At 37.6% G+C, this 24,988-nt stretch carries 18 protein-coding genes; 17 read left to right on the top strand and 1 reads right to left on the bottom strand.

What is annotated here, in order from left to right; genetic code table 11:
* Positions 1-13: 13 nt before the first annotated feature.
* The 4 genes from PEDSA_RS13270 (at position 14) to PEDSA_RS13255 (ending at position 6,826) form a co-directional block, all read left to right on the top strand.
* Positions 14-2,830, top strand: a complete 2,817-nt coding sequence (locus tag PEDSA_RS13270; protein WP_013633661.1) for a GLUG motif-containing protein — start codon at positions 14-16, stop codon at positions 2,828-2,830.
* A gap of 99 nt (positions 2,831-2,929) precedes the next feature.
* A complete protein-coding gene (locus PEDSA_RS13265; RefSeq protein WP_013633660.1) occupies positions 2,930-3,802 on the top strand; it encodes a glycosyl hydrolase in 873 nt (290 codons plus the stop codon).
* Between the two features lie 81 nt (positions 3,803-3,883).
* Entirely contained in the window at positions 3,884-5,500 is a 1,617-nt protein-coding gene (locus tag PEDSA_RS13260) for a T9SS type A sorting domain-containing protein (RefSeq protein WP_013633659.1), read from the top strand.
* A 30-nt stretch (positions 5,501-5,530) separates the two neighbouring features.
* Positions 5,531-6,826 (top strand): family 16 glycosylhydrolase, encoded by a 1,296-nt coding sequence (locus tag PEDSA_RS13255; RefSeq protein ID WP_013633658.1) that lies wholly within the window; start codon positions 5,531-5,533, stop codon positions 6,824-6,826.
* 281 nt (positions 6,827-7,107) lie between these two features.
* Here the strand turns inward: PEDSA_RS13255 and PEDSA_RS13250 are convergent, their stop codons facing one another.
* Positions 7,108-8,241 (bottom strand): BamA/TamA family outer membrane protein, encoded by a 1,134-nt coding sequence (locus PEDSA_RS13250; protein WP_013633657.1) that lies wholly within the window; start codon positions 8,239-8,241, stop codon positions 7,108-7,110.
* 813 nt (positions 8,242-9,054) lie between these two features.
* Between PEDSA_RS13250 and PEDSA_RS13245 the strand changes: the two genes are divergently transcribed.
* From PEDSA_RS13245 to PEDSA_RS13185, 13 genes are all read left to right on the top strand, one after another.
* Positions 9,055-10,035, top strand: a complete 981-nt coding sequence (locus tag PEDSA_RS13245) for a deoxyhypusine synthase family protein (RefSeq protein WP_013633656.1) — start codon at positions 9,055-9,057, stop codon at positions 10,033-10,035.
* 241 nt (positions 10,036-10,276) lie between these two features.
* Positions 10,277-11,605 (top strand): c-type cytochrome, encoded by a 1,329-nt coding sequence (locus PEDSA_RS13240; RefSeq protein WP_013633655.1) that lies wholly within the window; start codon positions 10,277-10,279, stop codon positions 11,603-11,605.
* A gap of 48 nt (positions 11,606-11,653) precedes the next feature.
* Positions 11,654-14,641: a TAT-variant-translocated molybdopterin oxidoreductase gene (locus PEDSA_RS13235; protein ID WP_013633654.1), complete on the top strand. Its 2,988-nt coding sequence runs from the start codon at positions 11,654-11,656 to the stop codon at positions 14,639-14,641.
* A gap of 26 nt (positions 14,642-14,667) precedes the next feature.
* The gene (gene nrfD, locus PEDSA_RS13230; protein WP_013633653.1) at positions 14,668-16,137 is read left to right on the top strand and encodes an NrfD/PsrC family molybdoenzyme membrane anchor subunit; all 1,470 of its coding nucleotides are present in this window, start codon (positions 14,668-14,670) and stop codon (positions 16,135-16,137) included.
* 5 nt (positions 16,138-16,142) lie between these two features.
* Positions 16,143-16,679: a DUF3341 domain-containing protein gene (locus tag PEDSA_RS13225; RefSeq protein ID WP_013633652.1), complete on the top strand. Its 537-nt coding sequence runs from the start codon at positions 16,143-16,145 to the stop codon at positions 16,677-16,679.
* Entirely contained in the window at positions 16,663-17,250 is a 588-nt protein-coding gene (locus tag PEDSA_RS13220) for a c-type cytochrome (protein ID WP_013633651.1), read from the top strand. Before PEDSA_RS13225 ends, PEDSA_RS13220 begins: the two co-directional genes overlap by 17 nt.
* Before the next feature lie 16 nt (positions 17,251-17,266).
* Positions 17,267-18,502, top strand: a complete 1,236-nt coding sequence (locus PEDSA_RS13215; protein ID WP_013633650.1) for a hypothetical protein — start codon at positions 17,267-17,269, stop codon at positions 18,500-18,502.
* Between the two features lie 27 nt (positions 18,503-18,529).
* Positions 18,530-19,720, top strand: coding sequence for a cytochrome c oxidase subunit II (locus tag PEDSA_RS13210; RefSeq protein WP_013633649.1), 1,191 nt, complete (start codon positions 18,530-18,532; stop codon positions 19,718-19,720).
* Between the two features lie 16 nt (positions 19,721-19,736).
* The gene (locus tag PEDSA_RS13205; RefSeq protein ID WP_013633648.1) at positions 19,737-21,623 is read left to right on the top strand and encodes a cytochrome c oxidase subunit I; all 1,887 of its coding nucleotides are present in this window, start codon (positions 19,737-19,739) and stop codon (positions 21,621-21,623) included.
* 84 nt (positions 21,624-21,707) lie between these two features.
* The gene (locus PEDSA_RS13200; RefSeq protein ID WP_013633647.1) at positions 21,708-22,769 is read left to right on the top strand and encodes a COX15/CtaA family protein; all 1,062 of its coding nucleotides are present in this window, start codon (positions 21,708-21,710) and stop codon (positions 22,767-22,769) included.
* Positions 22,766-23,662: a heme o synthase gene (gene cyoE, locus PEDSA_RS13195; RefSeq protein WP_013633646.1), complete on the top strand. Its 897-nt coding sequence runs from the start codon at positions 22,766-22,768 to the stop codon at positions 23,660-23,662. Before PEDSA_RS13200 ends, cyoE begins: the two co-directional genes overlap by 4 nt.
* A gap of 1 nt (position 23,663) precedes the next feature.
* On the top strand, positions 23,664-24,242 hold the full coding sequence (locus tag PEDSA_RS13190; protein WP_013633645.1) for a cytochrome c oxidase subunit 3: 579 nt from the start codon (positions 23,664-23,666) through the stop codon (positions 24,240-24,242).
* Positions 24,243-24,278: 36 nt separating this feature from the next.
* Complete coding sequence (locus PEDSA_RS13185; protein WP_013633644.1) at positions 24,279-24,980, top strand: cytochrome c oxidase subunit 3; 702 nt, start codon at positions 24,279-24,281, stop codon at positions 24,978-24,980.
* Positions 24,981-24,988: the final 8 nt, after the last annotated feature.

The following is a 24,988-nucleotide window of genomic DNA, read 5'->3' as shown; positions in this document are numbered from 1 at the left end:
AAAAAGCAGCGTTATGAAAAGTATAAGTTTTATAAAGAATTTTCCTGTGCTAGCCTTATTGTTGCTGGTATTGATAGGAAGTTGTAAAAAAGATAACGACAGATATTACTCAGTATCTGATGGTAGATTTCAAATCTATTCCGAAAAATCACGAATAACCGGAAATGTGGTAGAGAATATGTCACTTACGGAGGCGAATAAGTTTAATATGGTGTTCGTTAATCCGCCTAAGAATAACGAGGCTATTGTAAGTGCCGAGGAAGTTAATGGAGTTTATATAGAAGAACAGAAAATTCTTTTAACAGGTACTGCTGTGGATGTACCTATAAAGGGAAAGCCGAAGTATGAGGGCGTGTTTACTATGATTATAAAGGTGAAGATAGACGGAGAAAGTTACGTACTTAACACTAAATTGTTTGTAGATAAGCCAAACGTAAGCGCTATTACCTTAGATTTATCTGAAGACGTATTGTACAATGCTGTAGGCGAAGTGTCAAGAACATTTACAGTTTATCCGCGTTCTACAGAATTTGAAATTACGGCATCAGCAGGTTTAACGGCAAGTATAGAAAATGGTGCTGATGATGACCACAAGGTATTAAAGTTATTAGCTACAGATGAATTTGTGATGGGCGATGTTGTTATAAAAGCTAAGTTTTTACAAGTTCCGGAAGTAGTGAAGACGATAAAAGTGGTGGCGTTTTCCAACGGTGATGGTACAACATCAAAACCTTATGAAATTAGCGACTTTGCAAGATTAAATAAAGTAAGGTATGGTTTAGCTTATAATTATAAACTTTCCAGTGACATCGCAGGTGCAGGATTCAGTCCTATTTCAGGAGTATTTACAGGGACGCTGGACGGAAATACTAAAAAAATATCGGGCCTGACATTTAATAATGCTACAACAGATAATGTTGCTTTATTTAATGAGTTGGGAACTTCGGCAACGGTTAAGAATGTAGAATTTGTAAATGCTGCCATAACTGCACAAAATAATGTCGCCCTTGTTGCTGTAACAAATAGAGGTACAATAGACAATATAAAGGCTTCTGGTACCGTGAAAGGTAAACAATATGTAGCGGGAGTTGCAGTTAATAACTTTGGGAAAGTGACAAATGGTGATGTAACGGCTTTGGCAGTTTCTGGAGATAATTATGTAGCTACTCTTGCAGCTAAAGAGAATACAGGTTCTGTTCAAACTAATAACACCATCTTAAATATACCAAATACCTTTCCTGCGATAGTATATGGTATTAATACAGTTACGACAACTACATTTAGCTTTAGTCCGAGTGATGCGATAATAGAGGTTAAATCTGCACCGGCAAACTTAACCGCTACTCCAATTGCCGGACAAAAAGTAACTTTTACACCTGCTACAGGATTTATTTCAGGAGATGTATTATTGAACTTGAAAAAAGGTAATGTAGTAATAGCAAAAACTATAAAAGTATATGCTAAACAAGAAGGCTCTGCCTTTGACGGTGGCGATGGAACGATTGGGAATCCATATTTAATATCTTCTGAAGATGGATTAATAGCCATAGCACAGGGCATGGATAAAAATTATAAAGTTGTTACGGATTTTGCATTGACTAAACCATGGGTACCAATCACTAATTTTTCAGGAACATTAGATGGATCCGGGCATAAAATCACTGGTTTAACCATTAATTCTACAACAGCCAATGAAGGATTGTTTGCAACAGTAACGGGAACGATTAAAAACATCCAATTACTGAATGTGAATTGTAATGCTACCTTAGCTTTCGGTACACTTGCGGGTAAGCTCGTTGGCGGAACTATTCAAAACGTTAAGATAACAGGAGATGTTACTTCTACAAATGGAGGGGATATATTAGGTGGGGTTGTTGGTGAAATGTCGGCCGTAGCGAGATTAACTCAAGTGTATACCAACTTAAATATTAAGGCTGCTTGTGGTATGGTAGGAGGTTTGGTTGGCAGATTGACTACAGCTTCATCTGGCATATCAGAAATATCTAATTCAACAGCGACAGGAACAATAGAAATTAGTGGATCTAAAAATAGGATAGCTGGTATTTTAGGAAGAGCAGAAGGCACTAATATAGGTGGTGGAATTATAAAAAACTGTAAATCCTCTGTCAATATTTCAGCAACAACAGCTATAATAGCTACTGTAAATGGCGTTGGAGGAATATTTGGAGCAGATCAAAATGCGGGAATAGTTCCTATAGACCAATGTATGTTTGACGGTACCATTTCTTGTGGCTTCTCAGTAGGGGGTATTGCGGGAGTAGGTTCCAGCATTACCAATTGCCTGGTAGAAGGGGCAGGAGCAGGTCAGACAACAACTGCAACAATTAGGGCAGTAGGGACACCTGCCACCGGAAATATTGGTGGAATCGCAGGAACCAATAAAGTGAAGCTAGAAAATTGCGTGGTGAAGAATGCAACTTTAAGAGCTTCAATTACTACTGCAGCAATGCCAGTTGCCGGATTATCGTCTACTTATCAAAATAGCGGATATTCTGCAAATAGCTTTGTGGTAAGTACTTCCCTTGAAGGGTCCAATACTGTTCCTAATGCTAATAGTGTATTCAGAATTTCCGGTACAGCAGCTAATGGAACCGGAGCTAATAAGAAAAATTATGTAGGATCAGGAGTGGTAACTCCTTTTAGAGATGTACCATTTGTTGAAGATGCGGCTGGTTTAGATGGTTTAACAGCAACCGTTACCAATCAGGCATTTTTTGAAAGCACTCTTGGTTTCGATTTTTCAATATGGAAAATTGGAACAGACGGTTATCCTACACTAAGGAATGTGGGGTATAATGGGACTTATTAATTTTAATTAAATGTAACGTGACTGTTTAATGTACAAAAGAAAAATTCCAAGCCATTAAACAGTCACGGTGCATCAATTGTAAACGCTAATAAATAACGGATGAAAAATATTAAAGCATTATTTCTGGCCAGTATATTATTGCTGGGATGTGCAAAAAGCAACGAATATATCCCTAAAAAATCTAAACCCGTTCCCTATGAAGTGAAAGGTAAAAAGGGAGCTGATTTTAGTACCTCAACAAAAAACGGTACCTGGTGGGGGAATACGATTAATCTGCAAAGCCATTGGTTTTACACCTGGGGATTAACCATACCCTTTGAGCTGGCTCCGCAGAACTCAGAATTTGTTCCAATGTTTTGGGGCAAGTCTTCTGTGACAGATGCGAATATAGCCCAGATAAAAGCTTTAAAAGCAGAAGGGAAAGTGAAATACATTCTGGGATTTAATGAGCCTGACCTTAAAGACCAGGCAAATATGACCGTTCAGGAAGCTTTGGATCTTTGGCCGCAATTAGAGTCTATTGGACTTCCTTTGGGTAGTCCGGCAGCTTCGTGGCCAACTAATGCCTGGATTTATGATTTTATGGATAAAGCTATTGCACAAGGTAAACGTGTAGATTTTATTGCGGTACACATGTATGTGGGAATAGATGAGAATCATTTTGTAAAAATTCTTCAAGACTTATACGATAAATACCATAAGCCTATTTGGATTACCGAGTTTGCAACAGTACATGAAAAAGCTACTACTATGGCCGAAAATCCTTATACTCCGGAAATTGTACTGGCTTTTATGCAGCGGTTATTGCCTAAGTTAGAAGCATTAGATTTTGTACATCGTTATTCATGGTTTTCAGGCTCGCCAACCAGTGCCAGACTTTGGCCTTCTGCATTGGTAGATGCGAATGGAAATCTGACGAATCTCGGAAAGTGGTATTCCGACTATAAACCAAATACCGAAATAAAACGATAAAACGGAAACCAAATATAGGGTGGTCTCCTGTGTTTTTACAGGACGCAGGAGACATCTTTTTTATAAACTAAATCAAATTTTATGAAAAAAATCTTTACTACTTTACTGCTCTTAGGAGCTGCAGGAGCAGGCTTTGCTCAAAATTTTACTCCGGGTAATGTTGTTGTAGCTAGGTTGGGAGATGGACAGGCAACTAACAATGCTGTACCTGTATCTCTCCTTGAATACAATACTTTAACGTATGGCAATACTGTTACTGTAACATTGCCTTACTCTTCTTCATCCGACCCAGCAGATATTGTAAATCCTTCAATGGTTATTAACATAAATCCAACTGGAATTGAAGGAGGGTTGTCTCTTTCCGCCGATGGAAGATATTTGGTGATTGGTGGCTCAAATGCGTATAAGGGAATCGGAGACACAGGTCCTTCTAAGAAAAGTTTCGCCAGAATTGGTTATACTGGTGTTCCTGAACTATTTGCTTTAGATGCGAATATTAGTAATGGATATATTAGGTCTACAGCGAGTTACGATGGTAGCTCTATATATATAGCTACCAATCAGGGTATTGCAGCTACTACATTTCCCGATAATAGAACATCCCCTGCAATAAGATTTAATAATTCTGGATTTATTAATTATTTTAATGTGATTGGAAAGCATTTGTACGGTGTTAATACTGCTAATCCGGCTGTACTTTTAGATTTTGGTTTATCTCCGTATGATGCTTCAACTCCACATGCGGGAGCAACTTCACCTACAAGTACTACGGGAACGGCTTTATGGAATAGCGGTAGTAGTAATATAGAAAAGAGCTATGGGTTTGTACTGCTTGATCAGGACAATACAGTAAATAGTCTTTCAGATAAAAATGATGTTTTATATATGGCTGATCAAGGAACTAGTCCTGGAATTGTCAAAATGTATTACGACACCAGTACATCTAGTTGGGTTTATTTAGGAAGAATAGATGCTAGCGGGATAATCACCGGACTAACTGGGAAAATAAATGCAGCTGGTAAAGCTGAGTTGTATGCAGTAAGAGGAGCGACTTTAAATAATGAGTTGATTAAGATTATTGATAATAGCAGTTCGAGGGATAAATTGGATGGAACTCATACTATAGTTCAAATAGCTACTTCAGGCGATAAATACACTTTCCGAAGCGTGGCACTTTCTCCTAGTCAATATAGCACATTACCTCTAAAATTAACCTCATTTAAGGCGTCTTCATCTGGAAATAATGCGGTTTTGAAATGGACAACTAGTGATGAGCTTAATGTAAAGGAATTTGTGTTAGAGAAAAGTATTGATGGAAAGAATTTTCATTCTGTTAAGGTAGTGCCGGCAAAAAATCAATCAAGTAACATATATAATTTAACTGATTTTAATGCCGAAGCAAAGACTATTTATTATCGTCTTAAAATGGTAGACAACGATGGAACAGTTACATTTAGTAATATAGAGGCAGTTAGTTCTAACGGGTTGGTTGGTTTGACTATTTACCCTAATCCTGCTCAGGATTATATTAAAGTAAATCCTTCTTTAATAAATGCCTCTTTTGAAATAATTTCTATAGACGGTAAACTATTGAAAAAAGGTGTATTCGTGACAGATGAACTGGATATAAGTTTTTTGAAATCTGGTTCATATTTGCTGAAATCAGGCGGGCAATCTCAACGCCTCATTAAGAAATAACAGATTATTAATTATAAACCAAATAATATTATGTTAACAAATTACAAAAGTCAAACTGTAATGTACCTGTCCTCTTTGCTGGTACTTTTATCATGTGGGAAAAAGCCATCCGACGCGCTGGTAGAACCTGACAAAAAGCCGAACCAAAAACTAACTAAAGCTACAACCAAAGCGGTTAGTAATTTATTGTGGGCCGATGAATTTGATGGAACCAGTTTAGATACCAGTAAGTGGATATATGAGACGGGGAATGGTTGTCCGAGTTTATGTGGATGGGGAAATAATGAAAAGCAATACTACACGACCGCGACTGAAAACGTTAAAGTGACTAATGGTAAATTGAATTTGACAGTGAAGTATAAACCAAATTATCAGGGGTCAGGCTCTTCTTTTACCTCCGGAAAAATTTCGACTGCAACAAAATTCAGTTGGCTATACGGCCGATTTGAAGCCAGGATAAAGGTACCCGAAGGTTTAGGTATGTGGCCGGCATTTTGGATGTTGCCTAAAGATAAGGCTTACGGGGGGTGGCCAACTAGTGGAGAAATTGACATAATGGAATATCGGGGAGACATTCAAAATAAGATAGGAGGTACCTTACATTATGGTAATGGCTGGCCGAATAATCAAAATGATGGCACTTCTTATTATTTGCCAACAGGTAATTTTTCAGATCAGTTTCATGTTTTTTCCGTAGAATGGGAGCCTGGAATAATTAGGTTTTATGTAGATGATGTGCTTTTTAAAACAGAAACAAAGACACCTAATTCACTATCTCCCGCCTCAAACAACGAGGTGAAATGGCCTTGGGACAAAGACTTTTATATACTCCTGAACTTCGCCGTTGGAGGTTGGTATACAGGAAATCCGACAACGGCCGACATTATTAATGGTGATACTAATTATACAAGGACAATGGAAGTGGATTATGTGAGGGTTTACGGTATCATCCCTTTAAACAATACTTTGCAATTTATGGGAAGTAATGGGAAGTATATTTCGGCACAAAATACAAGTTCGATGATTTGTAATGTTTCGACTCCCGGAAATGCAGAAAAATTTACCATAATAGATGCCGGCTCGGGGAAAGTGGCATTGAAATACAATGGGAAATATGTGTCTTCTGAAAATGGAACGGGAGCCATGACTTGTACACGCAGCACTATCGGTAATTGGGAAAAATTTGATTATATAGTGAATAACGATGGAACAATTTCTTTAAAGGGAAACAATGGTAAATATGTCTCTACAGATGGCGGTACAAACCCAATGATATGTAACCGGACAAACATCGGTAATTGGGAAAAGTTTAAAATTGATAATTAGAGCGTATTGTAGGTGATGACCCTTGTCTCCTATGTTTGCTGAAAAACAAATGTAGGGGACATTTTTTGATTTATAGATTTGCATTTTATAGGTTGTATGAATAATTTTTTAACATTTGATTTGATCGATTACACTATTCGCTGTTGAAAGGACGAAATATGCTATGTTTGGCAAGTTGTTTAATTTTCCACAGCGTAGGATCAACGCTACTCCTGCCTTTAATTTAGCCTGCCTTTTTTTATGCTAATTACTTGATACAAAGTACGAAGTATTTGCTACTACTAAAAAGCTTCACTAAGACTAATGTAAAAACCAGATATCCTTTTTTCTCCTGTAGGTTTTTCACCAAACCCTAAATCAAATCTAACTGCCAGGCTTTTATCCAGATCGAAGAAAAATCTTCCACCAAGCCCATAATTTGGTTTAAGATCGGAAAAAAGATTGCTGAATTTATTGTCCACATTTCCAAAGCCACCAAAAGCTACTATGCCAAATCGGTTGCTAAATCTGTATCGGATTTCAGATTGTAGAGAAATATACTGCTCATCCCGATATCTTCCCTGATAATAACCTCTCATGACTTCGTCATTACCCAGCTGGCGTAAGACGTAGAAAGGAATATGTCTGTCGCTATCTAAGCCTTCGTAAAATAGTTTGCTTGCAAATACGACTTTTTTATGCAGGGAGACAAACTGTCTAATATCAGCCGAGTAGAAATTACCTGAAAAATCATCGTGACCAAATAAATTGGGTGTGTAACCGTATTTTATTCTGCCAAAAAAACCTTTTGTAGGATAAGTATTTGAGTTTCGCGTATCATAAAGCTGGCTGATCTTGAACATTAGAAATTTACCTCCTGTCCGATCGGTAGAAGGTAGTGATTCAAATATGCCGCCTGTTTCTTTATCAGTAAAAGAATGTGACTCGAATTCTGCGCCTAAACCCGCGTAATAATTCTTGAAAAATTTATATTCTACCTCACTGTTTACCCGGATTTTTTCCTGCTTAAGCTTGTCTTCATCAATAACTTTTGTATCATTCCCAACACCGTAAAAATTGAATGGGATGTGATAAAATTGAATCGTATGAATATGGTGCCATTTATTCTGTTTGGACCAGATATCAGATTTCAGAGAGAATTGAGTTTGCCCTTTAGTACTGAATAAAGCCATACCATTGATTTGAGATGGTCGGGTAGCATAATCATATTTGTCGGTATAAAACGAATATAATCCTGCAGCACCTATAATAAATCCTGCCTCCTGATTATATCCAATTGCAGGCAAAGGCATAAAAGTATTTCTTCTGGTGGTATCGTCTGGAAATATCCTGTTAAACTGTTCCAGTAATTTATTTTGACCGAAACTTATTACTGTTATATGTGAAAAAATGTAGGCTACGAGTATTTTTTTCATTAGACGATTAAGTAGTTTATTGATATGTATCTAACACAAATCTTTTTTCCGAAGCCGTAAAGATAGTATTTTAGACAATAGAAGATAAGTGATTAAATAGGGCTTTGACTAATAGATTGTTGGAGTTAAAATCTGAGGTTTATTAGGATGATGATTATTAAAATATATAGAGTATATTGAAAGTTAATGACGACTATACTCCAAAGTAGCTTATAACGAAAGATGAACGAAGGATGCATTTTCTCAAGAGCACTCAGGGCATAGCAGTATTTTAATTTAAGGCGTGAATAAAAAGAGTTTGAAGCTCACCTTATCCATAATTGATCATAGATGTTCTGGTTCAAGAACAATCAGAACGGTTGGTTTTTACCACAATTAAGTTATTTCTTTAATATTTTTCAGAAACTTCTCAGACACATCTCATTTCAAAGGTTTCGTCTTTATCAGCTACAGAATAGCAGATTGGTAGGAATAAGGAACAGAAGTCAATGATAGGAAGACACAATGAGCCATGTTGCTACTCCCACTATACCAGCACTATACTCCCAGTATACTCCCACCTTAGACCCACTTACATAAAAACTCAAAGTAAGCAACTAATAATTATTCGACCTTTCTTCGGGTTTTATTCGGGAATTACCCTCGTTTTCCCGAAGAGGTTCTGAAGAAGCCTCGAAGAAGGATAGGGGGATTTCCGGAAAAGCCCGTAAAATGTGGGCAAAACCACGCATTCCACTTAAAAAGAGGGGTAGGGCATGAGTTCATAGTGGTTAAAAGATAAAAAGTCTTACTTTTGTCCAAAAAAATAATGACATGAGTGTACAAAGAGGTCCTATATCACAGTTTATAGAGAGAAATTACCTGCACTTTAATGCTGCAGCATTGATGGATGCCGCTAAAGGATATGAGAAACATTTAGATGAAGGTGGCAAAATGATGATTACCCTGGCAGGTGCTATGAGTACTGCTGAATTAGGTATTTCGCTTGCCGAAATGATTCGTCAGGATAAAGTTTCAATTATATCTTGCACAGGAGCAAATCTTGAAGAAGATATTATGAACCTAGTTGCGCATTCACATTACAAAAGAGTTCCGAATTATAGAGACCTTAGTCCGCAGGATGAATGGGATTTGTTAGAAAATCATTACAACAGGGTTACCGATACCTGTATTCCTGAAGAAGAAGCTTTCAGGAGATTGCAAAAGCATATCCACGCGATTTGGAAAGATGCGGACAATGCGGGAGAACGCTATTTTCCACACGAGTATATGTACAAAATGTTGTTAAGCGGCGTGTTGGAACAATATTATGAAATTGATCCTAAAAATTCCTGGATGTTGGCTGCTGCAGAAAAAAATATTCCAATTGTAGTACCGGGATGGGAAGACTCTACAATGGGTAATATCTTTGCTTCATATGTAATAAAAGGGGAATTAAAAGCCTCTACTATGAAAAGTGGTATAGAATATATGGCTTGGTTAGCGGATTGGTATACTAAAAACTCAGAAGGAAAAGGCATTGGTTTCTTCCAGATAGGTGGTGGTATTGCCGGTGATTTTCCAATTTGTGTAGTACCTATGCTTTATCAGGATTTGGAAATGGAAAATATCCCTTTCTGGAGCTATTTCTGTCAGATTTCGGATTCTACAACATCTTATGGCTCATACTCTGGGGCAGTTCCGAATGAGAAAATTACCTGGGGTAAGCTGGATATAAATACACCAAAATTTATAGTTGAATCTGACGCTACAATCGTTGCTCCATTAATTTTTGCGTGGATATTAAAACAATAAGGAAAAAAAGTTTGATAAACAAACTGCAAAAAGCTAAGAAATTACGCATAATCATAAAAAAAAGTGTCTAATGTCATTTGAGGCGGATTTTTAAGCTAGTTTAGAATGGTTTTAAATTAGGAAAATCAGTCATCAAATTGTCAGGCGGAACGTAATTAATCTTACTTTTGTGGTGCGAAAATGAGGTAGGTACGCATTTTCAATCAGAAAACATTAAAAATTTTAGTATAACAAGCTCAATATGAGAAACTTCTCATCTGATTTTAAGAAATTAGTAAGATCCCTTCTGATAGTCTCGGCTATCATTATTGGAGCGTCAGTTGTATCTGTTGCTCAGGAAGCTGCTGCAGACCCTGCTGCTGCGGGTGAAGCGGCTGTTGGTGATGCAGCTGCAGGTGAAGCTTTATTTAAAGCGAACTGTACGGCCTGTCACGCGGTAGACAAAAGAGTGATGGGGCCTGCATTGGCGGGCGTCGATCAACGTCATGACAGAGCATGGTTGCACAAATGGATTAAAAATGCTCCGGCAATGGTTGCTTCTGGCGATGCTGCTGCTGTGAAAATTTTTAACGAGTACAATCAGGCGCCGATGACTCCATTTCCTCAATTATCTGACGCTGATATTGATAATATTTTGGCGTATGTAAAAGCTGAGGAAACTAAGAAAGCTGAAAAGCCTGCTTCTGGCGGTGGAGCTGAAACAGCTGCTGCTGACAAAGGAGTAAGTGGTTTTATGATTGCTGGTTTAATCGCTGTTGTTGTTATTGCATTAATCATTATCCTGGTTTTAAATCGTGTGATTTCAACTTTAGAGCGTCTACTTTTAAATAAAGGTGATGCTTTAATTATTGAAGAAGACGAGGAAATTAAGGAAGCAAAAGATCAATATGCAGGTGTTAAGAAATTCCTTAAAAATAAAAAGGCAGTTTTCTTTACAATAATTGGTTTATTGGTAATTATTGGTGCTTACAGTACCTCAATAATGTGGAACACAGGTGTTCAGCAAGGATACCAACCTGTACAGCCGATTAAATTCTCTCACCAGTTACATGCTGGAACAAACCAGATCGAATGTCAATATTGTCACTCTGGGGCGTGGAAGTCTAAAAATGCTACGATTCCGTCATTGAATGTTTGTATGAACTGTCATAAATATGTACAGGCTACAGATAAATATGATGGTGAGATTTCTCCGGAAATCCAAAAAATCTACACTGCGTTAGATTATAATCCTGAAACTCAACAATACGGAGATAATCCAAGACCAATCGAGTGGGTTAGAATCCATAACTTGCCAGACCTTGCGTACTTCAATCACTCACAACACGTAAATGTTGCAGGTATCGAGTGTCAAAAATGTCACGGTCCTATCGAGACTATGGAGGAAGTTTATCAATACTCTCCATTAACGATGAAATGGTGTGTAAACTGTCACAGAGAAACAGAGGTTAATCATGAGCATAACTCATATTACGATAAGGTGATCGCGGCACACGAACAAATTAAGAAAGGTGAGAAAATTACAGCAGCTGTCCTTGGTGGATTAGAGTGTGGTAAATGTCACTATTAATTAATTGGTTAAATAATTAGAATAAACTGTAAGTCTTATATAGCTTAAATGGAAAGCACAAAGAAATATTGGAAAGGTTTAGAGGAGCTTAACAAAACTCCTGAATTCGTTGAGAAAAACAAAGGCGAATTTGCTGAACCGCTTCCTATTGAAGAAGTATTAGAAGGTTCTGGATTGAAGGCTTCTACTCCACGTCGTGATTTTTTAAAGACTATGGGATTTGGTTTAGGTGCAGTTACTTTAGCTGCATGTAATACCGCTCCGGTTAGAAAATCTATTCCATATCTTATAAAGCCAGAGGATGTTACTCCAGGTGTTCCTAACTACTACGCGTCAAGCTTTAAAGGAACTGGTGTAATTGTTAAAACTCGTGAGGGTAGACCTATCAAGTTGGAAGGTAACCCAGCTTGTCCGATTAATGCAGGTGGTTTAGACGCACAAGGTCAGGCATCTGTATTGGATCTTTACGATAACTCTAAACTTCACGGACCTTTATTAAACGGTAAAGACTCATCCTGGGAGGATGTAGATAAATTTGTAAAAGCAGAATTAAGTAAAATTCAGGCTGCTGGAAAATCTATCGTTGTTCTTAGCTCGACAGTAAATAGTCCTTCTACTAAAAAAGTAATTGCAGAATTTACTGCTAAATATCCGAATACTAAGCATGTTACTTATGATGCTGTGTCTTATGCAGGTATTATAAAAGCTAACGCAGATAGCTTCGGAAAAGCGGTAATTCCACAATATAATTTTGAGAAAGCTCAGGTTGTGGTAAGTTTTGGAGCTGATTTCTTGGGGTCTTGGATTTCTCCTTCCCAGTTCTCTGTTCAGTATTTCAAAAACAGAAACCATAAGTCTTTGGCAGAGAAAAAAATGTCAAGACATATCCAGTTTGAGTCTATCCTGTCTCAGGCTGGTTCTACTGCAGATTCAAGAATTGTAATTAAGCCTTCGCAAGAAGCCGCTGCTGTTTTAGCATTGTATGCAGAATTAACTGGTTCATCAGTTTCGGGAGGTAATTTGTCCTCTAATCCGGCGGCAGCAACAGCAGTTAAATTAGCTGCTAAAGAATTGTCTGCTGCTAAAGGAGCTGCTTTGGTAATCTCTGGTTCAAACGATCCGGAAATACAAACAGTAGTTAATGCAATCAATAGCGTTTTGGGAAGCTATGGCGCTACTATAGATTTAGATAATAACAGTAACCAATACACAGGTAACGATACTGATTTTGCTACATTGGTTAAAGATGCAAAAGCTGGAGCAGTTGGTGCTATCTTTTTCTTGGATACTAACCCTGCGTATACTTACGCAGACAATAAGTCATTAAAAGAAGCTTTAGAAAAGGTTGCTTTAAAAGTTTCTTTTGCTGATAGAGAAGATGAAACAGCTGCTTTATCAAATGTAGTTGCTGCAAATAATAACTACCTGGAGGCATGGGGTGATGCAAATGCATTGTCTGGTTATTATACTATCATTCAGCCTACTATTAACCCTATTTATAATACCAGACAAGCAGAAGAAAGCTTATTGGTATGGGCAGAAAGTACTACTCCTGATTATTACACTTTCGTGAAAAGCAATTGGGAAGCAACAATTCTTCCTGGATCAGGAAAAACATGGCAGGATGTATTACAAACAGGTCTTGTTTTAACTGCGCCAAAAGCAGCTTCTTCTTATAGCTTTAACGGAAACATAGCTGCAGTGGCATCATCGTTAGCTACGAAATACAAAACTACAGATGCTATTGAGCTTTGCTTATATACTGGCGTTATGGGGGCTGGTGAGCAGGCAAACAATCCGGTACTACAAGAAACACCAGATCCTATATCGAAAGTGACATGGGATAACTACGCAGCAGTGAATCCTAAATTTGCTGAGAAATTAGGATTGAAAGAAAATAGCCTGGTAAAGGTAACTGCCGGAGATTACTCGGTTGAACTACCTTTATTATTACAGCCTGGCCAGGCACAGGAAACTGTGGCAATTGCCTTGGGTTATGGTAGAGAGAAAGCGGGTAAAGTTGGAACCGGTTTAGGCAAAAATGCTTATCCTTTCTTAGGAGCTTCAACAGTAACTATCGAGCAGGTTTCAGGTTATTACGAATTGGCACAAACTCAAACTCATCATTCTTACGAAGGTAGAAATGTGATCAGAGAAGCTTCTTTCGCAGATTATAAAAAAGATCCGGCAACTGGAAATCCTCATAATCACCATAAAACTTATGATTTATGGAAGAAATATGAAACACCTGGAAACAACTGGGTAATGGCAATCGATCTGAATGCTTGTACTGGTTGTGGAGCTTGTATTGTTGCTTGTAACATTGAAAATAACGTTCCGGTTGTAGGAAGAGACGAGGTTCGTCGTCGTCGTGAAATGCACTGGATACGTATAGATCGTTACTATACTTTCAACGAAGAAGGGAAGTCAATTACAGAGGAGAAAGAGATCGAGAAGATACAAGGCAGAATGGAAAACATCTCTGTGGTTCATCAGCCAATGATGTGTCAACATTGTGACCATGCACCTTGTGAAACTGTTTGTCCGGTATTGGCAACTGTACATTCTTCAGACGGTTTAAATCATATGGCTTATAACCGTTGCGTAGGTACAAGATATTGTGCTAACAACTGTCCTTTCAAAGTTCGTCGTTTCAATTGGTTTAACTACTGGAACGATTCTCGTTTCGATAACTACTTAAATAACGAGTTTACACAATTAGTACTAAACCCTGATGTAACTACACGTTTCCGTGGTGTTATGGAAAAATGTTCAATGTGTATCCAACGTATTCAGGCTGGTAAGCTGCAAGCTAAGATCGAAAGAAGAGAGCTTAAAGATGGTGATATCAAAATGGCTTGTCAACAAACCTGTGCTTCAAACGCTATCATCTTTGGTGATGCAAACGACCCTAACTCGGAAGTATCGAAAGCGCTTAAAAACGAAAGAGTATACTACGTTTTAGAAGAGATCAACGTTCAGGCAGGTGTTGGTTATATGACAAAGATCACGAACACAGGGTTACAAGAGGCTTAATTTTAGGATATTATTAAAAAGAAAATATGGCATCTCATCACGAATCGATATTAAGAGAACCGTTAATAACCGGTAAAGACATTACGTACAGAAGAATTTCTGACGAGGTTCTTTTACCTGTAGAAAATAAACCAAACAAAGCTTGGTGGATAGGATTCATTGTAGCTGTAGCAGGAGCTTTGCTTTGGGTATTTAGTGTTAGTTACACATTTTGGTATGGTATAGGAGCTTGGGGATTAAACAAGACAGTTGGATGGGCTTGGGATATTACAGGTTTCGTATGGTGGGTAGGTATTGGTCACGCTGGTACATTAATCTCTGCGGTATTACTACTTTTCCGTCAAAACTGGAGAAACTCTATCAACCGTTCCGCAGAGGCGATGACTATCTTTGCCGTTATCTGTGCTGCGACTTATATTGTTGCTCACATGGGACGTCCTTGGTTAGCTCATTTCGTATTCCCGCTTCCAAACCAATTCGGATCTTTATGGGTTAACTTTAACTCGCCTTTAATTTGGGACGTATTTGCGATCTCTACATATTTCTCTGTATCATTATTATTCTGGTACATTGGTTTATTACCGGATATCGCAACTATCAGAGACAGAGCAACAGGATTGAAAAGAAGAATTTATTCTATCCTTTCTTTCGGATGGACTGGTTCCGTGAAAACCTGGCAACGTTTCGAGGCTGTTTGTCTGATCTTATCAGGCCTTTCTACACCTCTTGTACTTTCCGTACATACAATTGTATCCTTTGACTTTGCTACTTCGGTAATTCCGGGATGGCATACAACAATCTTCCCGCCTTATTTCGTTGCGGGGGCGATTTTCTCAGGATTTGCTATGGTGCAAACGTTATTGCTGATTACCAGAAAGGTATTAGGTTTGGAAAATTACATCACAATGTTCCACATCGAATCTATGAACAAGATTATCGTATTGACAGGTTCTATCGTGGGTGTTGCATACTTGACAGAGTTGTTTATCGCATGGTATTCTGGTGTGGAATATGAGCAATATGCATTTCTGAATCGTATCTCAGGTCCTTACGCATGGGCTTATTGGTGTATGATGACTTGTAACGTGATTACGCCACAGTTATTCTGGTTCTCTAAAATCAGAACAAATATCGCGGTATCATGGGTGCTGTCCATCGTTGTGAACATTGGTATGTGGTTCGAACGTTTTGTAATTATCGTAACTTCATTACATAGAGACTATATTCCTTCAAGCTGGGCAATGTTCTATCCAACCTGGGTTGATATTAGTCTGTTTATTGGTTCAATAGGTGTATTCTTTACCTTGTTCTTATTATTCATTAGAGTGTTACCTTCCGTAGCAATGGCAGAGGTTAAATTACTAGTGAAATCATCTTCAGAACAAAGTAAGAAAGCGTTAATTGAAAAAGGAGTCCTTAAACCAGAGGAGGTTGAATACTATAAAGAGTCTTTAACCAAATTTGATAGTGTTAACCAAGCTGATTACGCAAAATAATAACAATGAGCAACACTAAATATATTTTAGCATCTTATGCAGATCCTGACCATATGATGGCCGGTATCGATGCTTTGCAAAAAAGTAACATCAAAATTTACGACGCTTTTACTCCTATGCCAATACATGGTATCGAAGATAAGTTAGGCGTTAAGAGAAGCCGTTTACCAATCGTTGCATTTTTATTCGGTATAACCGGAACTATTTGTGCTTTTAGTTTAATGTATTATACGTTGGTTTACGATTGGCCAATGAATATAGGTGGTAAGCCAGCCTTTGCATTTCCGGATTTTATTCCGATCATGTTTGAGCTTACGGTTTTATTTGCGTCTTATGGAATGGGATTTACTTTCTTTTACAGAACGCATCTTTTTCCAGGGAGAGCACCAAGAGTAATGGATTTTAGAGCTACTGATGACCGTTTTGTGTTAGCCGTTGATGCAGCAGAAAACACAGACCACGAGAAGATTGATTCTTTGTTTAAAGAAACTGGCGCAGTAGAGGTTAAGTACAACGATAGAAAATATGTTAGCTATGAATAAGACCAGTATAGTAAGTATTGCATTAGTAGCTTTAGGCACTGTAGCTATATTAAGCTCTTGTAAAGACAAGAGAAGTACTGGGTTAGAATATGCTCCGAATATGTATGAATCTATTGCATACAATCCGGATATGAAAAACCCAAATTTTGCTGATGGAAAGACAGCACAAGTACCTCCAGCAGGAACTGTGCCTATCGGGTATACAAAATTTGAGTATCCGAATACCAGAGAGGGTTATGAAGCTTCAAAAGCTGCAGTTAATCCATTTGAAGTTAATGAAAAGAATTTAGCACAGGGTAAGCAGTTATATGTGGCTATGTGTGGGCCTTGCCACGGAGATGGTAGTGGAAATGGTCACATTGTTGAGTTAGGGAAATATCCTGCTCCTCCATCATATGCTACTGGTAACTCATCGAGAGGTGGTTTAATGAAAGACCTGACTCCGGGACAGATTTACCACACTATAGAGTATGGGTTAAACTTAATGGGATCTTACGCTTCTCAGCTTTCTCCGGAAGAAAGATGGAAAGTAGTAATGTATGTTAACCAATTACAAAAAGGACAACAATAATTGATCAAAAAATAAAATGGGAACTCACAGTCATACGCATAATTTTTCGGAACAATTCGAATTCTCAGGAAAAGCTAAAACGTATAGTTTGGTAGCGATTTTGGTCGGTATTGTTGCTATCGCATACGGTTTTTTAACAGAGGACGGTTCAAATCACCATGCAGAAAGAACCTTCGCTAACTTATTGTTAATGGGGTATTATTTTACTTGTGTATGTGCAGCGGGAACTTTCTTTCTAGCAGTACAATATGTGGCACAAGCAGGATGGTCAGCAGGCTTGATTCGTATACCTCAGGCATTTTCAAAGGTGTTGCCTATAGCCAGTATTATTTTAATAATAATTGCTGCAGCAGGTTTAGGTACACATAATTTATACCATCACTGGAACGGTGAGGGACTTACGGAAGTAGGACACAAAAACTACGATCCACTTATCGCTGGAAAAGCAGGATATTTAAATGCGCCGTTTTTCCTTACCAGACTAGTTATTTTTCTTGCTATATATAGCTTTTTTGGCTATTTATTGCCAAAGCTGTCTAATAACGAAGATTTAGAAGGGGGATTAAATAGTTACAAAAGAAGTATTAAGAACTCTGCTATATTCTTGGTAATCTTTGGTTTTACCACACCAATCTGGGCATTCGACACAATAATGTCTTTAGAAGCACATTGGTTTTCCACTATGTTCGGTTGGTACAATTTCGCAGCAATGTGGGTAACGGGATTATCGGCTATCGCTATAACCGTTATCTTATTGAAGAAAAATGGTTATTTGACCTGGATTAATGATAACCATATTCATGACTTAGGTAAATTCATGTTTGCGTTTTCTATTTTCTGGACTTACGTTTGGTTTGCACAATTTCTATTGATTTATTACGCAAATATGCCGGAAGAAACAGTGTATTTTTACAAGAGATTTGAGCCTGAATATTTACCATGGTTTTGGTTAAATCTAATTATGAACTTTGTTTCTCCATTATTAATCTTAATGACAAGAGATGCTAAACGTAAAATGAACGTTATGTTATTTGTTGCCATATTAATTATATGCGGTCACTGGTTAGATTATTATATGATGATCATGCCAGGTACTGTAGAAGCGCATAGAGGATTTGGAATAATTGAGATTGGAATTTTCTTCGGATTCGTTGGCTTGTTTACATTCTTAACATTGAATGCACTAAGCAAGGTAGCATTAGCTCCGAAAAACCATCCATTCTTAGAGGAGAGTGTGCATCATCATATTTAAATAGAAACTGATACTACTTAAAATAAAATGAATATAAAGAAGTATTTAAATTTAAGAGCAGCGCTGTCGTTATTTGGGTTAATGTCTCTGTCATTAACTTCGGTAATGGCGCAAACTGCAGAACAGGCAGTTGACGCTGCTGCGAAACATGAAGGTTTGGGTAAGGTAGTATCCTATTATGTTTTGATATTCCTTTTAATTGCATTATTTATTGGTGTAATTGGTAAAGTTCTTCGTGTGTACGAATTAACCAAGAACATCCAGGGCAAGAAGGAGGGAATTGCATGGAATAAATTCAATGGAATTTTATTCATTGTAGCTTTACTTACAGGTCTTTATGGAACTTATTGGTCCTATGCCGTTCACGGAGCTCAAATTTTACCTGCAGCGGCGTCTGAGCATGGTAAGTCTGTAGACAGTATGTTCAATACAACATTAATAATTACTACAATTGTTTTTGTATTGACGCACATCGCTTTATTCTTCTTTGTTTTTAAATACAAATTCAGCAAGAAGAAGAAGGCTTATTTTTATCCTCACAACGATACATTAGAGAAATACTGGACTATTATTCCTGCGATAGCATTGTCGATATTGGTTTTAATGGGATTCTTTATTTGGAGAGGAATTACCAATGTTTCTGAGGGTGATATAGCTAAGGCAATTAAAATCGATATTACAGCACAACAGTTTAAGTGGAACGTAAGATACGCCGGTGCTGATAATGAGAACGGAAAGAAAAACTACAAATTAATTGGTAGCTTAAACGGACTTAATGCAATGGGGCTGGATTTGTCTGATAAAAGAAACTATGACGATTTGCATGTAAATGAAATTGTATTACCGGTTAACAGACCAGTGAGATTCACATTGACATCTATGGACGTATTACATAGTTTCTATATGCCTCACTTTAGAGTGCAGATGAACTGTGTTCCGGGTATGCCAACTTTCTTCCAGTTCACGCCAACAATAACAACTGCAGAAATGCAGGAGAAAACCAATGATCCGAAATTTGAATACATCTTGTTATGTGCGAAAATTTGTGGAGGTTCTCATTATAACATGAAGTTCAATGTAAAAGTTGTTAGCGAGAAGGAATATCAAAAATGGTTAGTAGAACAAAAGCCTATTGTAACCGAAGATATGAAGAAGGAATACCAGTTAGCTCTTGAGAAAGAAAATGGTATCAGTAAACAAATTGCATTAAACAACTAAGAAAATATTAGAGATTATGGCAACAGCTGCAATTCATACAGATATACATCACCATGATGACCATTCACACGGTCATCATCATGAAACATTCTGGACAAAGTATATCTTCAGCCAGGATCATAAAATGATCGCAAAACAATACCTAATAACTGGTATTATCATGGGATTGATTGCGATGACTTTATCCTTATTATTCAGGATTCAGTTAGCTTATCCTGATTCATCATTTCCGTTATTAGAAGTGTTACTAGGTAAATTTGCTCCGGACGGCAGGTTAGATCCTAACTTCTTTTTATCGTTAGTGACTATTCACGGTACCATTATGGTATTCTTCGTATTAACTGCGGGTTTAAGTGGTACTTTCTCTAACTTGTTAATTCCTTTACAATTAGGTGCTCGTGATATGGCTTCTCCATTCATGAACATGCTGTCATACTGGTTGTTTTTTGCAGCTAGTGTTGTAATGGTTGGTACGTTCTTTATAGAGTCGGGACCTGCTGGAGCTGGATGGACAATTTATCCTCCACTATCTGCAGTGCCTAAAGCGATGCCGGGTTCTGGACTGGGTATGACGCTATGGTTGGTATCTATGGTACTTTTCATTATATCAAGTTTAATGGGAGGTATTAACTATATTTCTACAGTACTTAACCTGCGTACAAAAGGAATGGACCTATGGAAAATGCCTTTAACTATTTGGGCATTCTTCTTAACAGCGATTGTAGGTTTGTTATCTTTCCCGGTGTTGGTAGCCGCAGTGGTACTTTTGATTTTTGATAGAAGCTTTGGTACCTCGTTCTACTTGTCTGATATCTATATTGGTGGACAAGCATTACCAAACGAAGGTGGTAGCCCTATTTTATTCCAGCACTTATTCTGGTTCTTAGGTCACCCAGAGGTATATATCGTAATTATGCCTGCTTTGGGTATCTCTTCAGAGATTATCTCTACTAATTCCCGTAAACCTATCTTTGGTTACCATGCGATGGTTTACTCTTTAATAGGTATTACAGTATTGTCTTTCATTGTATGGGGACACCATATGTTTGTAACGGGTATGAATCCTTTCTTAGGTGGGGTATTTATGATTACAACATTAATTATTGCGGTTCCTTCTGCTGTTAAGACATTTAACTACTTAGCTACGCTTTGGAGAGGTAATATCAGATTTACACCAGCGATGTTATTTGCAATCGGTTTGGTATCTTTCTTTATCTCCGGAGGTTTAACAGGTATCTTCTTAGGGAATGCTACTTTGGACATCAACTTGCATGATACTTATTTTGTTGTTGCTCACTTCCATCTTGTTATGGGATCTGCTGCGATATTTGGTATGATTAGTGGTGTTTACCATTGGTTCCCTAAAATGTACGGAAGAATGATGGATGAGAAGTTAGGTTACTTACACTTCTGGATCACTTTCGTGGCAGCTTACTTAGTATTCTTCCCAATGCACTTTATGGGATTGGATGGCGTTCCGCGTAGATACTATGCTTTCACAGAGTTTGAATTTATGCATGAATGGTTGTCTGTTAACGTATTTGTTACCTGGGCAGCAATAGTAGGAGGTCTAGCTCAGCTTATATTTGTATATAACTATTTCCATTCTATATTCTATGGTAAAAAAGCAGAGCAAAACCCTTGGAAATCGAATACATTAGAATGGACTACTCCGGTAGAGCGTATCCATGGAAACTGGCCGGGAGAAATACCTACAGTATACCGTTGGCCGTACGACTATAGTAAGCCAGGTCACCATGAAGACTTTATTCTTCAAACTGTACCTCATTCTCAAACAATGAGTTCTAACTTACCTCATGACTTTGAAGGTAACGAAGAAGCAGAAAGAATACAAGAGCAATGGAATGCCCAAAATGCTGTAGAAAGAAGTGAAGAAGTATAATTAGTATTCTTCAAAAATTGATAATAAAATTATGGGGTATCCACGTAAGAATACTTACTAGATACCCCATCATTATATAAAGTAATGGATCAAAAAAAAGAAAAGAGGTTTATTAAGTATAATTTTTATACTATCGTTTTCCTTTTTCTGGTGATTTTGGCAGGCGGAATTGTGAGAAGTAGCGGAGCAGGGATGGGATGCCCGGATTGGCCGAAGTGTTTTGACCATTATATACCACCTACAGACGTATCTCAGCTTCCAAAAGATTATCAGGAAAAATATGTTGCTCAACGTTTAGCTAAAAACGAAAAGTTTGCAAAGATGCTAGACAAAATGGGATATCGTGATTTGGCTGATAAAGTTCGTCACGACGAATCTATAAAAATACCTGAGGAATTTAATGTTACAAAGACATACACCGAATATATCAATAGGTTGGCCGGTGCTTTAATAGGTGTTTTTGTATTCCTGACTTTTATAAGTTCTTTTTATTATCTCAAAGCACATAAAAGAATAGTTCTATTAAGCCTTATCAATGTTTTTCTGCTAGGTTTTCAAGCCTGGCTGGGTTCAATAGTTGTTTCTACCAATTTATTGGCGTGGACAATTACAGTACATATGATAGTTGCTGTTTTAATTCTGGCTATCGCTATCTATACTTATCATTATGCTAGATCGCTAACCGACCAAAGCATTCTGGCGCAAAGTACATCAAAGCTTGTTAAGCTGATTGTATTTGGGGCCTTACTTTTAAGTTTTTCCCAAATTATTATAGGAACAGAGTTAAGAGAAACAATTGATGCTATAATTCAGGCATATCCGGGAATAGCAAGGTCGGAATGGTTGGAACATACAGGGAAGATATATCTGGATCATAAATTACTGGCGGTATCTATTGTGCTGTCTAATTTATTGATCTTTTTTATGGTTAAAAAGAACCGAGTAGGTCAGGAACAACTAAAGTACGCCATATATGGACTTTTCTTAGTAGTTCTTCAGTATATTTTGGGACTTATTTTGAATTTCTTTGCGATGCCTCCCGCCGCACAGGCTTTACATATGGTTTTGGCCACGCTGATGTTTGGAGAGCAATTTTATTTGTTTTTGATGCTGAGAAAAGCATCTGTTAAGATGGGAGGGAATTGAAAACGTTTTTTGCAGATTTTAAGAATTTAGTCAAGTTAAGATTAACGCTGTTAGTCGTTTTTTCTGCTTCTGTAACCTTTTTAATAGGACAGAAAATCCAGATTGAAAGGGGCAATATCGAAAGCATTGATTGGGCAAACTGGCTGATTCTAATTCTAGGAGGTTTTTTAGTTACAGGGGCTGCTAATTGCTTTAACGAAATTATTGAGAAGGATTTAGATAAATTAATGACCAGAACTAAGGACAGACCCATGCCTTCTGGTAGAATGACTACAGGACAGGGGCTTGTGATAGGTCTGGTAATGGGTATAATTGGAACCAGGCTGTTAATGATCCTTAATCTTGAAACCGGTCTTATTTCAGTTTTTAGTATCCTGCTATATGCTTTTGCTTATACGCCGATGAAGCGAAAGTCTCCAATAGCAGTTTTTGTTGGAGCAATACCAGGGGCTTTACCTCCGCTTATAGGATATTTGGCAGCTTTGGGAAATATGAAAGAATTTCAAAGCATTGATTACGAAATTGCTATTATTCTATTCGCAATACAGTTTGTATGGCAGTTTCCGCATTTCTGGGCGATAGCATGGGTATTGGATGACGATTATAAAAAGGCAGGATTTAGATTGTTGCCAACAACGGAAAGGGATAAAGTTAGCGCCGGATTTGTTTTATTTAGTACGATATTATTAATTCCTGTAAGTTTATTACCAACGATTTATGGGTTTGGTGGCAATATTGTTGCTATAGTATCTCTAGCAATAGGGCTGTGGTTTACCTGGCTGGCAATAAAGCTTTTTGTAAAACTGGATATCGAGTCGGCAAGAAAGGTCATGTTTGGTAGTTTTTTGTACCTTCCGGTAGTACAGTTGGTGTTATTATTAAATTTGAATTGATATGATGATGCAGAATTCAGGTAATGATATAGATAGACACAATCTACAGCCGAAGAAATTTATTATGTGGCTGTTTTTAATCTCTTCTATTATATTTTTTGCGGGTTTAACGAGTGGTTTTATAGTCTATACAGGTTCTGGAAGAGTATTGAATGTGCAGCTTCCAAAGATATTTGGCTATAGCTCTATCGTTATTTTATTAAGCAGTGCCACATTATATTGGGCATCGCAACAAACAAAGCGTCTCAACTTTACAAACCAAAGGATTGGACTTTGGTTAACCTTTTTCCTCGGCATTGCTTTTATTGCCATGCAGATTTATGGTTGGAAAGTTTGGACCGAATTGGGAGTGTATTTTATAAACTCTAATGCTAGCATTAGTTTTGTTTATGCATTTACATTCCTACATATATTGCATATATTAGCGGGGTTAATCATTATTATAACTGCGCTTGTGAGCAGTTATGGTAAAGTACCAAATGTTATTAATAGTTTCAGGATGCAAATCACTTCTATTTTTTGGCATTTTGTAGATATCCTATGGATATATTTGTACCTTTTCTTACTTTTGAATCAGTAAAATTTTTAATTAAAGAATTTACAACCAACAATTTTAATGAATACGACAGTAGCAAAATTAGACGAAGTTAAAAGTACTCCATGGAGTGGGGGTAAGTCGCCTTTTTCCGTAGAATACGGAAAACTAATGATGTGGTTTTTCCTGGTTTCGGACGCCTTTACGTTTTCAGCGTTCCTGGTATACTACGGTGCGCAAAGATTTGCGAATTTAACTTGGCCAGATCCGGATATCGTTTTTCAATCAATTCCTGGGATCACGGACAGCGGGGCACCATTGGTGTTCGTTGGTATCATGACCTTTATTTTAATTATGAGTTCTGTAACAATGGTTTTAGCTGTTGAAGCAGGTCATAGAAACTCTAGAAAAGAAGTTGTAGGCTGGATGATAGCTACCGTAATCGGTGGGTTAATGTTCTTAGGTTGTCAGGCTTTAGAATGGAGCCATTTGCACCACACAGGTTTCTGGTGGGGTAGCGTTCCTAGTGCTGAAGTTATGGCTACTTTAGGGTCTGATCATATCAGTACACTGCAGTTCGCAAACTTGTTCTTTACAATTACAGGTTTCCACGGATTCCACGTTACTACAGGGGTGGTGTTGAATATAATTATCTTGATTCAAACCCTAAACGGTACTTTCGAAAGAAGAGGGTCTTACTTAATGGTGGAGAAAGTTGGTTTATACTGGCACTTTGTAGACCTGGTTTGGGTATTCGTATTTACATTCTTTTATTTGGTTTAATTTTATAG

It is taken from the genome of Pseudopedobacter saltans DSM 12145 (genome assembly GCF_000190735.1).
Classification (GTDB): domain Bacteria; phylum Bacteroidota; class Bacteroidia; order Sphingobacteriales; family Sphingobacteriaceae; genus Pseudopedobacter; species Pseudopedobacter saltans.
Note: the sequence above shows the minus strand (reverse complement) of the source record. Positions and strands in the feature narration are given on the sequence as shown.

What these genes read in the sequence shown, in the direction of transcription:
- PEDSA_RS13270 (WP_013633661.1), top strand. Translation starts at nt 14, where the DNA reads ATGAAAAGTATAAGTTTTATAAAGAATTTTCCTGTGCTAGCCTTATTG.
- PEDSA_RS13265 (WP_013633660.1), top strand. Translation starts at nt 2,930, where the DNA reads ATGAAAAATATTAAAGCATTATTTCTGGCCAGTATATTATTGCTGGGA.
- PEDSA_RS13260 (WP_013633659.1), top strand. Translation starts at nt 3,884, where the DNA reads ATGAAAAAAATCTTTACTACTTTACTGCTCTTAGGAGCTGCAGGAGCA.
- PEDSA_RS13255 (WP_013633658.1), top strand. Translation starts at nt 5,531, where the DNA reads ATGTTAACAAATTACAAAAGTCAAACTGTAATGTACCTGTCCTCTTTG.
- PEDSA_RS13250 (WP_013633657.1), bottom strand. Translation starts at nt 8,241, where the DNA reads ATGAAAAAAATACTCGTAGCCTACATTTTTTCACATATAACAGTAATA.
- PEDSA_RS13245 (WP_013633656.1), top strand. Translation starts at nt 9,055, where the DNA reads ATGAGTGTACAAAGAGGTCCTATATCACAGTTTATAGAGAGAAATTAC.
- PEDSA_RS13240 (WP_013633655.1), top strand. Translation starts at nt 10,277, where the DNA reads ATGAGAAACTTCTCATCTGATTTTAAGAAATTAGTAAGATCCCTTCTG.
- PEDSA_RS13235 (WP_013633654.1), top strand. Translation starts at nt 11,654, where the DNA reads ATGGAAAGCACAAAGAAATATTGGAAAGGTTTAGAGGAGCTTAACAAA.
- nrfD (WP_013633653.1), top strand. Translation starts at nt 14,668, where the DNA reads ATGGCATCTCATCACGAATCGATATTAAGAGAACCGTTAATAACCGGT.
- PEDSA_RS13225 (WP_013633652.1), top strand. Translation starts at nt 16,143, where the DNA reads ATGAGCAACACTAAATATATTTTAGCATCTTATGCAGATCCTGACCAT.
- PEDSA_RS13220 (WP_013633651.1), top strand. Translation starts at nt 16,663, where the DNA reads ATGTTAGCTATGAATAAGACCAGTATAGTAAGTATTGCATTAGTAGCT.
- PEDSA_RS13215 (WP_013633650.1), top strand. Translation starts at nt 17,267, where the DNA reads ATGGGAACTCACAGTCATACGCATAATTTTTCGGAACAATTCGAATTC.
- PEDSA_RS13210 (WP_013633649.1), top strand. Translation starts at nt 18,530, where the DNA reads ATGAATATAAAGAAGTATTTAAATTTAAGAGCAGCGCTGTCGTTATTT.
- PEDSA_RS13205 (WP_013633648.1), top strand. Translation starts at nt 19,737, where the DNA reads ATGGCAACAGCTGCAATTCATACAGATATACATCACCATGATGACCAT.
- PEDSA_RS13200 (WP_013633647.1), top strand. Translation starts at nt 21,708, where the DNA reads ATGGATCAAAAAAAAGAAAAGAGGTTTATTAAGTATAATTTTTATACT.
- PEDSA_RS13190 (WP_013633645.1), top strand. Translation starts at nt 23,664, where the DNA reads ATGATGATGCAGAATTCAGGTAATGATATAGATAGACACAATCTACAG.
- PEDSA_RS13185 (WP_013633644.1), top strand. Translation starts at nt 24,279, where the DNA reads ATGAATACGACAGTAGCAAAATTAGACGAAGTTAAAAGTACTCCATGG.